Source organism: Idiomarina sp. X4 (genome assembly GCF_002808045.1).
Taxonomy (GTDB): domain Bacteria; phylum Pseudomonadota; class Gammaproteobacteria; order Enterobacterales; family Alteromonadaceae; genus Idiomarina.
The window spans coordinates 1,707,096-1,720,513 of record NZ_CP025000.1; the positions used below are offsets into that span (position 1 = coordinate 1,707,096).

Here is a 13,418-nt window from a genome sequence, read left to right on the forward strand (position 1 = left end):
ACACCGAAAACCGTTAAAATTGCCAGTGTCTCGTTGGCGTAATAATTTCCGGCAAAGGAATATCCCAGGCTTCAACAGGCAACTCATCGACCCGCTGCTCGTCATAACTTAGCCCAATTGGGAATAAATGGGGTGTATGTCCGTTATGCCACTGCGCTAATGTTCGGTCGTAGTAACCGCCTCCCATGCCCAGGCGGTTTCCTTTTGTATCGAAACCGACCAGCGGCAGCAGCAAAATATCAATCTTGCTGAGGGGCACCACGTTGTCTACACGCAGTTCGGGCTCTTCTATACCATATTTATTGGAGGTCATAGGGGTATCGGGTGCGTAACGTAAAAACAGTAAGTGGCCTTTAGCGAATGGGTGCAACACTGGCAGCACCGTTTGGAAACCGTTTTCCCAAAGCCGCTCAATAACCCGCTGAGTGGGCAGCTCGCCGGAAAAACTATGGTATACCGCAACCGTCTTTTGTTCAGGTGACAGCCCTTTTAGCCGCTGTGCAATGCGCTCTGCCACCGCTTGACCCGCTTTTTCGGCATAGTCCTGGGGTAAGCTGCGGCGAATTTGCTGTAACTTGCGTCGGAGTTCTTGTCGGGTCATGCTAAAGTTTGTGTCAGTCAGCCGAACGAATGTGTCGAGGATAACCGATGAAAACAATAAAAACGATAGCTTTCACCTGCGTAGCCTTGTTGCTTGCAGCTTCCTCTCAGGTGTTTTCTGCCCCGTTAATGCAGGCACCACCTAAAGCACCGGAGCGCGAGCAAGGTGAGGGGCCCTATGACCGCTTAATTTTGCGTGGCGGAACCCTCATTACCGGCGAAGGCGCGCCGCCACAAGGTCCTGTCGATATCGTTATTGAAGACGACCGTATTACTCAAATTGTCAGTGTGGGTAACCCCGGCGTGCCTATTATTGACTCGCGTCGTCCGAAAGCAGGTCGCGGCGACAAAGAAATGGATGTGTCCGGGCATTATGTTCTGCCCGGGTTTATCGACATGCACGCTCATATCGGCGGCTCAGCAAAAGGTATTCCGGCCGAATACGTTTTGAAACTTTGGCTCGGACACGGCATTACTACCATTCGTGAACCCGGCAGTTTTAACGGTCTGGACTGGGTGCAGTGGCATCAGGAGCAGGCGCAGGACAACGACATTGCCTCGCCGCGCATTGTGCCTTATGTCGGTTTCGGACAAGGTTGGGAAGAGCCTATTTACGGTGCTGAGCAAGCGCGAGAATGGGTACGCTACATAAAAGATCAGGGGGCTGCAGGCATTAAGTTCTTTGGCGCGTCACGCAAAGTCATGGAAGCCGCGCTTGATGAAGCCAACAAACAAGGTCTCGGTACCATGATGCACCACGCTCAGCTCAACGTTATGTCCATGAATGCGCTGGACTCGGCGCGGCTGGGGCTGACCTCAATGGAGCACTGGTATGGCTTGCCGGAAGCGTTGTTCGAAGATCAGCGCATTCAGGACTATCCGGCGCATTACAATTACAACAATGAACAACACCGTTTCGAAGAAGCCGGGCGTTTATGGAAACAAGCGGCGGAACCAGGCTCTGACAAATGGAACGCGGTGCGTGACGAATTGATTGAGCTCGACTTTACCATTAACCCAACGCTCACAATTTACGAAGCCTCGCGCGATCTTATGCGTGAGCGCCAAGCCATTTGGCACGACGAATACACACTGCCAAGACTGTGGGACTTCTTCGAGCCCAGCCGTTATGCACATGGCTCATACTGGTTCGACTGGACCACCGATAATGAGATTGCCTGGAAAAACAACTACGACAAGTGGATGGCTTTTCTGAAAGATTATCACGCCAACGGCGGCCGTATTACGTTGGGCTCTGACGCAGGCTATATCTATAAAATTTATGGCTTTGGTTACATTCGCGAAATGGAACTGCTCCGTGAGGCTGGTCTAAACGCACTGGAAGTCATCCATGCGGCAACGGTTGCAGGGGCGGAAGCCTTAGGCATGGAAGACGACATTGGCAGTATTGCGCTGGGCAAAAAAGCCGACATGGTTATTGTTAAGGAAAACCCGCTGGCGAACTTTAAAGTGCTGTATGGCACCGGTCATTTCAAATTAAACGACCAGAACAAGCCGATGCGCACAGAAGGCGTTAAATACACCATTAAAGACGGTATTGTTTACGACGCGCAGGCGTTGTTGGACGACGTGAAGCGCCTTGTCGCAAAAGAAAAAGCAGAACGCGCGGAATAATGTATGAAGTGGTGGTTCCCCAAGGTGCCGCTGCTGGCTGTAGCCCTTGAACCCATTGGTTCAAGGCGGGGAGCAATTGGTATCCGTCGTAGGCTTCCCGGTGCGTGCCGGGCTTGCTCATGACGGGCCAGTGATCCCCTTTTAATACAAGCATCGGCTCAGGGACATAAGCCTGCTGGCTAACACCCCAGGGAACCGCAGAAAAGGGTTACTGTATTGTCAAATTAGCGATTACGTTGCGAGCGCTGCTCGCTCATCGCCTGTTCAATTGTCGCCTGAAGCAGTTGAATTTTCTCTTCAAGCTTGGCCGTTTTGGCCGACTGTTCATTTTGGTCTTGTATCCATTCATGACACAAGTTGAGTGCGGTCATCACGGCTATTTGTTCGACATTGGTCAGTTGGGTTCGTTCCTTGGTTTCTTCAAGGCGTCTGTTTAGAGCATCTGCCGCTTGCTGCAACGCGCTTTCCTGACCCACAGGGCAGGCAACCTTATAGTTACGCTCCAGCAATTTAATATCCATGGTTTTCGCGGCCATTCAAAAGACTCCTTGCAACTGACTCATCAGCGTGAATAACTGCATTATGGCACGAGCGGCGGGCGTTTGTCAGCTAGCGATTATGTAAAGCCAGTGTTAGGATTAGGGCAAGATTCACAAAAGGCGAGAATTCATGTCCACACGCTTTAATTATGACCGTTTAGCCGAACTTTATGCTGGTTACGATATGACGCCAGGCGTTTCTGAAGTACAAGGCATGCTGACCGGCTTAATCGCAACAGGCAGCGACGCTCAAAGCGACGAACTCATGGCGATATTGTCAGACTTAGCCTACGACGGCCAAAGTATTCCAACTGAGCTTAAAAACTTATTACAGCAACAAGCGGAAGAAATTGAACATTCGCTGGGCGACCACGATTTGGGCTTTCGTTTACTGCTGCCGGAAGACGGCGAGCCATTGCCGGAGCGTCTAAATGCCTTAGCTGGCTGGGTGAATGCGTTTCTTGCAGGCTACGGTGTTAATCAACAAAGTATGGCGACCTTAAGCGCTGACTTAAAAGAAGCCATAGAAGACATGGTCGAACTGGCAAAAATTGAGTTCACCGAAGAAGGTGGTGGCGAGGAAGAAGAGCGCGCTTACTTTGAAATTGTCGAATATCTGCGTGTATCGGCCATGATGTGCTACACCGAGTTAGGCCGCAAAGAGCAGCCAGCCAACCAACCACCGAAAACACTGCATTAATTTATGACCGCCGTAATTTCCGTAGAAGAGTTTGCACAACGTCGGCAAGCGCTCATGAAGCGTTTGCCACTGGGCACTGTTGCCATTATTGCCGGTAACAGCGAAGTCACGCGCAGTAACGACACCGAGTATCCGTTTCGGCAAAACAGTGACTTTTTCTATTTAACCGGCTTTGCCGAACCCGATGCGGTGCTGGTACTTATTAATGACAAGCAACCGCAAAGCCTGCTGTTTTGCCAGGACAAAGACCCGCAGCAGGAAGTTTGGCATGGTTTGCGGTTGGGCTATGAAAATGCCGAGCAGGCATTGAGTGTGGACGTGGCGGAAGACGTAAACGCTTTTGAGGAACGACTGCCGGATGTACTGAAAGGTATGGACAGCGTGTTTTACCTTATGAGCGATCAGGCCGAAGTCGGCGAGTTGATTAACGGTGCCCGTAACCAACTACAGCAAACCGCTCGTCGCAGCGGCGAGTTGCCGCCGCAAAGTCTGCGCGATTTAAGACCGTTATTAGACGACATGCGACTGATAAAGTCGGACGCTGAAATTGACGTTATGCGTGAGTCGGCGCGTATCAGCAGCAACGCGTTTCGTCGCATTATGCGTTTTGTGGCGCCCGGCAAACACGAGTACCAGGTGGGTGCCGAACTGCATCATGAGTTTGCTATGAACGGGGCGCTGTATCCGGCTTATGGAATGATCTGCGGTGGCGGTGCCAATGCCTGCGTACTGCACTATACCGACAATAAAGACGTACTGAACGATGGCGATTTGATCCTGGTCGATGCCGGCGCCGAGTATCAGGGGTATGCTGCCGACATTACTCGTACTTTCCCCGTCAATGGCAAATTCAGTGATACGCAGCGCACCTTGTATGAGTTGGTATTAAAAGCACAGTACGCAGCGTTTGAAGAAATAAAGCCCGGCAGTAATTTGGTTAATGCCAGTAACGCCGCGGCTCGTGTCATTAACGACGGTTTAGTTGAACTGGGCATTATCGATGGTGATCCGGACACAACCTTTGAAGCCATGCGTTGGAAAACGTACTTTATTCACGGCTTAGGACACTGGCTGGGACTCGACGTACACGACATGGGACGCTACAAAGACGACAACGGCAAACCCGTTGCTTTTGAACCGGGTATGGTGCTGACGGTCGAGCCGGGTATTTATATTCCGGAAGATGCCGATGTCGATGAGAAATGGCGTGGCATTGGCATTCGCATCGAAGATGATTTGGTGGTCACCGCCGAAGGTTATGAAAACCTGACCAGCGACGTGCCTAAAACCATAGAAGAGATAGAAGCATGGATGAACGGCAAATAACCTCTGCCGATGTCGCTATTGTTGGCGGCGGTCTGGTTGGTGCATTAACCGGCATGATGCTGGCGCAACAGCGTCCGGACTGGCGCATTGTTATTTGCGAACCCCGCAAAGAAGGCCCGCCCAACGACAAACGAATTATTGCACTGGCCGCTGCGTCGGCCCATCGTTTGTCAAAGCTGGGCGTGCTGAAGGATATTACCCACGAGCCCATAAAGCATATTCATATTTCCGATCGCGGTTTCATTGGCGGTACAGAACTTCATGCGGAGCACGAGGGCGTGGAAGCCTTGGGCAAAGTCGTGGCCGCGTCTGAGTTGGTAGAACGCTTATATAACAGCTGCCAGACGCTGAATAACGTTATCTGGTTAGGCGGCGTGCGTGCCGAGCGTATTGAGCAAGAACAATCACAGGTAAACGTGACACTGGACAACCAACAGCGGGTGAATTGTCGGCTGCTGATTGGCGCCGACGGCCAAAACTCGCTGGTGCGTGAGCAGTTACGACTGAAGTCAGACGTGACCGATTACGGACAGTACGGTTGTATTGCCACACTGACGCTTGAGCAGCCCCTCAATGGCTGGGCCTACGAACGTTTTACCGAAAATGGACCCATTGCCCTTTTACCTATGAAAGGAAACGACGCGTCGTTGGTGTGGAGCTTTACCGAAAAGCAGTTGGCCGAAGCGGAACAATGGACAGACTCAGAGTTTTTGGAGCGTTGTCAGAAAGCTTTTGGTTATCGAGCCGGGCGTTTTAAATCGGTGTCGCCGCGCGTGTTCTATCCGCTTATTCTGCGCCGGGCAAAACGCTCAACGCACCACCGCACGGTGATTATTGGTAATGCCTCCCACGCTTTGCACCCAATCGCCGGGCAAGGGTTTAATCTGGGGCTGCGTGACGTAGAGCAGCTTTGTGAGGCCTTGAACAATGCGACGGATCCGGGCGCATTCCAGCATCTGACCGACTACGAACAGCAACGCGAGCGCGACTACGAGTCTATTATCCGCTTAACCGATGGCTTAGTTAGAGGGTTCTCCAATCAGTTTTGGCCAACGATATTAGGACGGAACGGTGTACTCATGTTGTTGCAGCACTGTAGCCCTCTAAAATCGAGCTTTGCCCGACTGACCATGGGGATGAAACCATGACACGCAAATACACTGACATTGTTGTTGTTGGCGGCGGCATGATAGGCCTGAGTCTCGCTACTAAGCTGGCGCAGCAGGGGCGGCAAGTCATTGTCATAGAACGCCACGACCAGCCTGAACTCACTGAAGAGCTGGCATTGCGGGTCAGCGCGTTAAACGACCGCAGTCGCAGTGTGCTTGCCGATTGTGGTGCCTGGCAGAAAATACAAGCGCACCGCACCGGACCATACAACAGCATGCAAGTGTGGGACAAAGACAGTTCTGCCCATATTGAATTTTCTGCTGAAGAAATTAACGCGGAAGATATTGGCGCCATTGTCGAGAACAATGTGGCCGAGCATTTTCTATGGGAAAGCGCGGAGCAGGCTGGCGTTGAAATCATTAAAACAGACAGCTGGAAATTAATGAGCGCGGGCAATGACAGCAGCCTGGCAGAAATACAAGTGGGTGAGCAGTTACTTTCCGCCAGCCTTATTATTGGCGCGGACGGCGGGCGCTCGCAGGTACGTCATTTTGCTGAGTTACCCATTAGCTTCTGGGACTACGAGCAGCGCGGTATTGTCGCCAACATTCGTACTAAACAGCCTCATAATGGCGTGGCGCGACAAGTGTTTTTACCGACAGGACCGCTGGCGCTGCTACCCACGCCCGACCCACATACTGTTTCTATTGTCTGGTCAGCGGACGAGCCGTTAGCAGTGGCGTTACTGAATGAAAGCCCGGAACGATTCGCTAAACAGGTAGAAACTGAGTCAGGGCGAGTGTTGGGCGCGTGTGAGTGCGTGTCTGACGTAAAAGCTTTTCCCTTAAGAATGCAGTACGCACGGCAGTGGTTTCATCAGCGCATTGTGTTGGCTGGTGACGCCGCACATACCATACATCCGCTTGCCGGGCAGGGCGCTAACTTAGGCTTTGGTGACGTGAAAGAGCTGTGCGAACAGCTACAGGGCATAGACTTAAAAGCGCCTAATGATTTAACCAAACGCCTGGGGGCCTATCAGCGTTCCCGCAAAGCTGACACTCAAGTTATGATAGCTGCCATGGAGCTCTTCAAGCGCGGCTTTGGTACTGCCAATCCGGTGGTCAAAGGACTGCGCGCAATAGCCTTTGGTGTGGCGAATAAATTGACGCTCTTAAAAAGAAAACTTGCCGAAATCGCCGTCGCCTGATGCTATTGCATCAGGTGTGATCTTTAAATTCGCGCTTTCAGGTAATCGGCTAACTGCGAGGCCGCGCTGGAAGCGCCACCAGCCAGGCGCATAATGACGTTCACTGACCCGGGTGTTGGTAGGCTTTGCCCATTTGCTAAAGCATCAATGACTGAGACACTCTCGGGCACGGTACTTTTGGCTAAAACCGTTATACCCAGTCCACTATTCAACGCCGCGGTGAGTCCGGAGAAGTCTGTATTGGTATAAGTAATTCGATAGGGCTGCCGAATACGCTGTAAACTTTGCTCAGCCCGACGTCGGTAAATACAGCCATCCGGCGCGACGACTAACGGCAAGCTGGGTTGCTCAACCAATGCCGGGGAACCGACCCAAACCAGCTCCTCCCGTTGAATTAACACATCGCTTTTATTGGTCTGCTCGCGCAAAGCCAGAATAATATCGAATTGCTGTCCCAGCCGGGAAAGTAAGTCTTTACTCAGTCCCGAGGTTACCTGCAACGTAACCTGAGGGTATACCTGGGCAAACTGGCCCAGCACTTTCGGCAATAAGCTAGACGCAAATTCACTGGTAATGCCCAAGCGTACTTTACCGCTGACTTGCTGGGGCTCGAATTGAGCCCAGGCCTGATCGTTTAGTGCCAGCATACGCTGTGCGTAGTCAAACAGAACGTCGCCGTCAGGGGTCAACGTAAAGCCATTGCCCTGGCGAACAAGCAACTCGACGCCAAGCTGTTCTTCCAATTTTTTGAGTTGCAGGCTGATAGCGGGCTGGGAGCGCCCCATCCGTTCACCGGCCAGCGTCATGCTGCCTAACTCGACAACGGCGCTAAAACTGCGTAATGCCTCTAATGATAAATGTTTCATTGGTTTGCTTTATAAAGTGCTTACTTGGTATTTGAAAAATTAATAGCATTATAAGCATTATTGATTTTAAGTTTAAGTCAATCACGCCTATAATTTGCGCCCATAAACACGCACATAAAGTGAACAGATAAGGAACGCGTTATGGGTAGCAAAACGCCACTGTACGATGCACACGTAAAAGCTGGTGCCAAAATGGTCGACTTTCACGGCTGGGACATGCCGCTGAACTATGGCTCACAGATTGAAGAGCACCACGCGGTACGCCGTGATTGCGGTGTTTTCGATGTGTCTCACATGACCATTGTTGACGTTGAAGGCGCTCAGGCTCAGGCGTTTTTACGTTACTTGCTTGCTAATGACGTGGCTAAGCTTAAAACAGAAGGTAAAGCACAATACACCAGCATGCTGAACGAAAACGGCGGTGTTATTGATGACCTTATCGTGTATCACTTCTCTGAAACGTCTTATCGTATGGTCGTCAACTCAGCCACTCGTGACCGTGACTTAGCATGGATTGAAAAGGTTGCTGCGGATTTTGACGTAACAACGAAAGAGCGTGACGATATGGGCATGCTTGCGCTGCAAGGTCCTAACGCTGCCGATAAAATTCAGAAAGTACTTTCAAGCGAACAATACGCTGAAATTGACGGCATGAAACCATTCGTTGGCAAACAAGTAGGTGACTTTTTCATCGCGACCACGGGTTACACCGGCGAAAAAGGCTATGAAATTGTCGTACCGGCAAGTCAATTAGAAGCACTATGGAACCAGCTGTTAGAAGCGGACGTTGCTCCTTGTGGACTGGGCGCACGCGATACTCTGCGCTTAGAAGCCGGCATGAACCTGTACGGTCAGGACATGGACGAAAATATCACACCATTAGAAGCTAACATGGGCTGGAGTGTGGCATTTGAGCCAGCAGACAGAGATTTTATTGGCCGTAAAGCTTTAGAGCAGAAAAAAGCGGAAGGTCACGACAAGCTGGTAGGCTTGGTGATGGAAGAAAAAGGTGTGCTTCGTCACGGTCAAAAAGTGACCGTAGAGGGTGGCGAAGGTGTCATCACTTCTGGTACATTCTCGCCTACGCTTGGTTTCTCAGTCGCAATGGCGCGTGTACCTGCTTCAGTAGGTGATACTGCGGACGTTGAAATGCGTAAGAAACAAGTACCGGTGAAGGTCGTCAAACCGGGCTTCGTGCGAAACGGTCAATCTGTTTTATAATTCTGTTTCATCACAATAAACGATTTTGAACTACAGGAAGTCATTATGAGCAATATTCCAGCCGATCTGAAATACGCGTCAACTCACGAGTGGGTGCGCGACGAAGGTGATGGCACCTTTACCGTTGGTATCTCTGAGCACGCGCAAGAGCTGTTAGGAGACATGGTTTTCGTTGAGTTACCAGACGTTGGTGACAAAGTTGAAACAGGCGACGACATTGCTGTTGCTGAATCCGTAAAAGCGGCATCAGACATTTACGCACCAATGACAGGCGAAATTGTTGCAGTCAACGAAGACTTGGAAGATGCGCCAGAAACGGTTAATAACGACCCTTATGGCGATGGCTGGTTATTCCGTATTAAAGCGGATGACAGCAGTGAACTTGAAAATTTATTGGACGCGAACGCATACGAGGCTTCAATAGACGAAGACTAAGCCATTGGACTTTGTACCAATGACTAAGCGTCCTGAGCCCCGGAAATTAACCGGGGTTCGTTGTTTCTTACTATCGATAAATGTACGAGGCTGAGTTAAATGAGCAGTACTACCCTGACGCAATTAGAACACCACGATGAGTTCATCGGTCGCCACATTGGCCCAAGTGCTGAAGAGCAAAAAGCCATGTTGGCAGAGCTGGGTGTGGATTCTTTAGAAGCTTTAACCAAAGACACGGTGCCTGGCGCAATACTGCGCGAACCGTTCTTGCAAGTTGGTGAGCCGCAAACGGAACGTGAGGCGTTAGCTCGCCTGAAAACCATTGCTCAGAAAAACGAAATTTTCACCTCGTACATTGGTATGGGTTATTACGATACGGTCGTGCCAAACGTTATTTTACGTAACGTGTTGGAAAACCCGGGTTGGTACACAGCGTACACACCTTATCAGCCGGAAATTGCGCAAGGTCGTTTAGAAGCGCTGCTGAACTTCCAGCAAATGACCATGGACTTAACCGGCCTGGATTTAGCCAGCGCATCTTTGCTTGATGAAGCAACAGCAGCAGCGGAAGCCATGGCGATGGCCAAGCGCGTGTCTAAAAACAAGAAGTCTAACGCCTTCTTTATTGCCGACAATGTTTACCCACAGACCATCGACGTAGTGAAGACCCGAGCCGAGTACTATGGCTTTGACATTATTGTTGGTCCTGCACGTGAAGCGTCCGACCATGATGTATTCGGTGCGTTACTGCAATACCCGGACAAACAAGGTCAGCTGCACAACATCGAACAATTAATTGGTGAGTTGCAGGAGAAAAAAGCCATTGTTGCCGTCGCTTCTGACTTAATGAGCCTGTTAATGCTTAAGTCGCCGGGCGAAATGGGCGCTGATATGGTCTTCGGTAACGCTCAGCGTTTCGGTGTGCCGATGGGCTACGGTGGCCCTCACGCGGCGTTTTTTGCAACTCGCGACAAGTTTAAGCGTTCGTTGCCTGGTCGTATCATTGGCGTTTCTAAAGACTCTCGCGGCCGCCCGGCACTGCGTATGGCCATGCAAACGCGTGAGCAACACATACGCCGTGAGAAAGCGAACTCGAATATTTGTACCGCGCAGGTGCTGCTGGCGAACATGGCGTCTTTCTACGCTGTGTATCACGGTCCACAAGGCTTGCGCCGTATTGCCAACCGCATTCACCGCCTGACTGACATTGTTGCCTTAGGTATGCAGGACAAAGGCGTGAAGCTAGTGAACAGCCACTGGTTTGACACCTTAACCTTTGAAATGAAAGACAACGCAACCGACGTGTTAGCGCGTTCAAAAGCGGCGGGTATTAACCTGCGCGTTGATGGCGAAGGCGTATTTGGCGTTAGCTTAGATGAAGCGAAAACGCGTGACGATGTTGAAACGCTGTTTAATGTGGTGTTTGGTGAGAATCATGGTCTGGACGTTGACGTACTGGACAGCCGTGTTGCGGGCGGAGATGTTGAGTCGATTCCTGCTGCGTTGGTACGTCAGTCAGACTATTTACAGCACCCGGTATTCAACGAGTATCACTCAGAAACCGAAATGCTGCGTTACATTAAGAAACTGGAAAACAAAGACTTAGCGTTGAACCATTCCATGATTTCACTGGGCTCTTGCACCATGAAACTGAATGCGACCGCTGAAATGATTCCGGTTACCTGGCCTGAGTTTGGTCAGCTACACCCATTCTGCCCGGTAGAGCAGGCACAAGGCTACCAGGAGTTGGTCGGCACTTTGTCTGAATGGCTATTGGATATTACCGGTTACGACGCTATGTCGATGCAGCCGAACTCGGGTGCACAAGGTGAATACGCTGGCTTGCTGGCTATTCAGAAGTACCATGAGAGCCGCAACGAAGGGCACCGCAATATCTGCTTAATTCCAAGCTCTGCGCACGGTACTAACCCAGCGTCAGCGCAAATGATCAACATGAAAGTGGTGGTGGTCGACTGTGACAAACACGGCAACGTGGACATGGACGACTTAAAAGCCAAGGCCGAAGAAGCGGGCGATAACTTGTCGTGCATTATGGTGACTTACCCGTCAACGCACGGTGTTTACGAAGAAGGCATTAAAGACATTTGTGACCTGGTTCACAGCTACGGCGGTCAGGTATACATGGACGGTGCCAACATGAACGCACAGGTTGGCGTAACCTCACCGGGTTACATTGGCTCGGACGTATCGCACCTGAACCTGCACAAAACCTTCTGTATTCCGCACGGTGGCGGTGGCCCGGGTATGGGTCCTATTGGCGTGAAGCAGCACCTGGCTGAATTCCTGCCGAACCACTCGGTGATTAATATCGACGGCCCTAAAGCGGGCAATGGCGCGGTATCTGCTGCTCAGTTTGGTAGTGCCAGCATTCTGACCATTTCGTGGATGTACATTGCCATGATGGGCGGACGCGGCTTACGTGAAGCGTCAGAAACCGCTATTTTGAACGCCAACTACGTTGCTGAGAAGCTGAGTAAGCACTTCAAAATTCTGTACCGTGGCCGCAACAACCGAGTTGCGCACGAGTGCATTATCGACTTGCGTCCAATGAAAGACGCCGCCGGCATTGCCGAAATTGACGTGGCTAAGCGCCTGCAAGACTACGGTTTCCACTCGCCAACTATGAGCTTTCCGGTAGCCGGTACCATTATGGTTGAGCCGACCGAGTCTGAGTCTAAAGCCGAGCTGGACCGCTTTATTGAAGCCTTGGTCAGCATTAAAGCCGAAGCCGATAAAGTAGCATCTGGTGACTGGCCGAAAGACAACAACCCACTGGTGAATGCACCGCACACACTGGCGGACATTACCGATGCAGAATGGGACCGCCCATACGACCGTCAAACAGCAACCTACCCGGTTGAAGCCGTTGGTTACGACAAGTTCTGGCCAACCGTAAACCGTATTGATGACGTGTTCGGTGACCGTAACCTGATGTGCTCATGCCCGAGCATTGAAGAGTATAGGTAAGTTTTGTGATGTAGCCTGACGTTCCACGTCAGGTTCGATGTATCACTGACATGAATATGAAGCCCGCTTTTTAGCGGGCTTTTTACTCTTTTTAAAGGCCATACTTAAGTCTCAGTGCTAACTGGAGATTAATCATGGCAGTTCAACAAGCATATCCGTGGAATAAAAATCGAATTATAGGACAGAAAAAGCCACTCCAGATATCCCATATCTGGGGCATTCGCATACGCCTTGAACTTGAAGGGAAAGCAAGAGATTTGGCTCTTTTCAATCTAGGGTTAGATAGCAAGCTTAGGGGTTGTGATTTAGTAAAACTGAAAGTATCGGATGTTTCGTGTGGCCGTTCGCTGCTTACCAGGACTCATGTTGTGCAGCAGAAGACAGGTTGTCCAGTACAGTTCGAGATAACTCAAGGAACTAGAGATTCGCTATCCGCTTGGATCAGGCAAGCGAATCTATCAGAATCAGATTATTTATTTAGATCGAGAGTTACTGATGCAGAACATATCTCGACCCACCAGTACAACCGGATATTTCATGGCTGGATCGAGAAACTAGGATTGGACAGTTCGCTGTACAGCACTCATTCAATGCGAAGGACCAAGCCATATCTTATCTATAAGAAAACTAAGAACCTCAGAGTTATCCAACTTTTATTAGGCCACAAAAAGTTGGAAAGCACTGTACGCTACCTCGGAATTGAAGTGGATGACGCGCTTTATATTTCTGAGTCAATTGAGGTCTAACTGTTAGTGGGCTGCTACGGCAGCCCCGTGCCAAGAGCGGACGTT

At 50.6% G+C, this 13,418-nt stretch carries 12 protein-coding genes and 1 other RNA gene; 9 read left to right on the top strand and 4 right to left on the bottom strand.

Annotated elements, in window-relative coordinates; genetic code table 11:
• Nucleotides 1–13: 13 nt before the first annotated feature.
• Entirely contained in the window at nucleotides 14–601 is a 588-nt protein-coding gene (locus tag CWC33_RS08130) for a 5-formyltetrahydrofolate cyclo-ligase (RefSeq protein ID WP_100691531.1), read from the bottom strand.
• Nucleotides 602–648: 47 nt separating this feature from the next.
• Here CWC33_RS08130 and CWC33_RS08135 point away from each other — a divergent pair, with 47 nt between their 5' ends.
• A complete protein-coding gene (locus CWC33_RS08135; protein WP_100691532.1) occupies nucleotides 649–2,235 on the top strand; it encodes an amidohydrolase family protein in 1,587 nt (528 codons plus the stop codon).
• Nucleotides 2,236–2,247: 12 nt separating this feature from the next.
• Here the strand turns inward: CWC33_RS08135 and ssrS are convergent.
• Both ssrS and zapA read right to left on the bottom strand, forming a co-directional pair.
• A non-coding RNA gene (gene ssrS, locus CWC33_RS08140) (6S RNA) lies at nucleotides 2,248–2,432 on the bottom strand.
• A 27-nt stretch (nucleotides 2,433–2,459) separates the two neighbouring features.
• A complete protein-coding gene (gene zapA / locus CWC33_RS08145) occupies nucleotides 2,460–2,771 on the bottom strand; it encodes a cell division protein ZapA (RefSeq protein WP_100691533.1) in 312 nt (103 codons plus the stop codon).
• A 133-nt stretch (nucleotides 2,772–2,904) separates the two neighbouring features.
• Here zapA and CWC33_RS08150 point away from each other — a divergent pair, with 133 nt between their 5' ends.
• The 4 genes from CWC33_RS08150 to CWC33_RS08165 are packed head-to-tail and all read left to right on the top strand — an operon-like array spanning nucleotide 2,905 to nucleotide 7,117.
• Nucleotides 2,905–3,474 carry a UPF0149 family protein gene (locus CWC33_RS08150; RefSeq protein ID WP_088767551.1) on the top strand — a complete coding sequence of 190 codons (570 nt, stop codon included), beginning with the start codon at nucleotides 2,905–2,907 and terminating at the stop codon, nucleotides 3,472–3,474.
• 3 nt (nucleotides 3,475–3,477) lie between these two features.
• Nucleotides 3,478–4,800, top strand: a complete 1,323-nt coding sequence (gene pepP / locus CWC33_RS08155; RefSeq protein WP_100691534.1) for a Xaa-Pro aminopeptidase — start codon at nucleotides 3,478–3,480, stop codon at nucleotides 4,798–4,800.
• Complete coding sequence (gene ubiH, locus CWC33_RS08160) at nucleotides 4,782–5,948, top strand: 2-octaprenyl-6-methoxyphenyl hydroxylase (RefSeq protein WP_100691535.1); 1,167 nt, start codon at nucleotides 4,782–4,784, stop codon at nucleotides 5,946–5,948. Before pepP ends, ubiH begins: the two co-directional genes overlap by 19 nt.
• Nucleotides 5,945–7,117, top strand: coding sequence for an FAD-dependent oxidoreductase (locus CWC33_RS08165; protein ID WP_100691536.1), 1,173 nt, complete (start codon nucleotides 5,945–5,947; stop codon nucleotides 7,115–7,117). Before ubiH ends, CWC33_RS08165 begins: the two co-directional genes overlap by 4 nt.
• Before the next feature lie 23 nt (nucleotides 7,118–7,140).
• On the opposite strand, the gene CWC33_RS08170 is transcribed toward CWC33_RS08165, so the two are convergent.
• Complete coding sequence (locus CWC33_RS08170) at nucleotides 7,141–7,983, bottom strand: LysR family transcriptional regulator (protein WP_100691537.1); 843 nt, start codon at nucleotides 7,981–7,983, stop codon at nucleotides 7,141–7,143.
• A gap of 141 nt (nucleotides 7,984–8,124) precedes the next feature.
• Here CWC33_RS08170 and gcvT point away from each other — a divergent pair, with 141 nt between their 5' ends.
• The 4 genes from gcvT to CWC33_RS08190 all read left to right on the top strand — a co-directional run bounded on the left by gcvT (nucleotide 8,125) and on the right by CWC33_RS08190 (nucleotide 13,373).
• Nucleotides 8,125–9,204 (top strand): glycine cleavage system aminomethyltransferase GcvT, encoded by a 1,080-nt coding sequence (gcvT, locus tag CWC33_RS08175; RefSeq protein WP_100691538.1) that lies wholly within the window; start codon nucleotides 8,125–8,127, stop codon nucleotides 9,202–9,204.
• A gap of 45 nt (nucleotides 9,205–9,249) precedes the next feature.
• Nucleotides 9,250–9,639, top strand: a complete 390-nt coding sequence (gene gcvH, locus CWC33_RS08180; protein WP_088767557.1) for a glycine cleavage system protein GcvH — start codon at nucleotides 9,250–9,252, stop codon at nucleotides 9,637–9,639.
• Between the two features lie 99 nt (nucleotides 9,640–9,738).
• Nucleotides 9,739–12,627, top strand: coding sequence for an aminomethyl-transferring glycine dehydrogenase (gene gcvP / locus CWC33_RS08185; RefSeq protein WP_100691539.1), 2,889 nt, complete (start codon nucleotides 9,739–9,741; stop codon nucleotides 12,625–12,627).
• Nucleotides 12,628–12,761: 134 nt separating this feature from the next.
• On the top strand, nucleotides 12,762–13,373 hold the full coding sequence (locus CWC33_RS08190; RefSeq protein ID WP_100691540.1) for a tyrosine-type recombinase/integrase: 612 nt from the start codon (nucleotides 12,762–12,764) through the stop codon (nucleotides 13,371–13,373).
• Nucleotides 13,374–13,418 lie beyond the last annotated feature (45 nt).